We start from the raw sequence: 396 nt of genomic DNA on the forward strand, positions 1-396 counted from the left end.
CTTCTTGACCATACGATTTTTTAAGCTCGATACTAGAAACACCGTTTGATGCTACGCTAGTGACGATACCTGCGGCAACTTGGGTGACTTCAAGACCGATGACTTTACGGGTGGTTGGGTCAACATACGGTTCGCCCTCACGATACACACCATAGCGTTGTCCCACAATGAGTGGTACGCCTTTGGCATAGATTTTGTTACCGACACCTGTGATAATGTTTTTATCTTTTGAAGCAAGGACATAGGGGGTATTTTTAAAATCATCAGGCGATACGATAATATTGCGTTCAAGCCATGTTTCAATGGCAGTCAAAGGAATCGCAGGGATACTACCTGCGGCACTCACCACCGTGGTTGTAGTGGTTGGCGCGCTCATGGCTTTTTCAATGCCTGCAC

1 protein-coding gene is annotated in these 396 nt (G+C 46.5%); it reads right to left on the minus strand.

The genetic code is table 11. From position 1 onward, the window contains the following. Window positions 1-396: hypothetical protein (locus J1781_RS00130; protein ID WP_217232988.1), on the minus strand; the 396-nt coding region annotated here is incomplete at both ends.

The organism is Rahnella perminowiae, assembly GCF_019049695.1.
Taxonomy (GTDB): Bacteria; Pseudomonadota; Gammaproteobacteria; order Enterobacterales; family Enterobacteriaceae; genus Rahnella; species Rahnella perminowiae.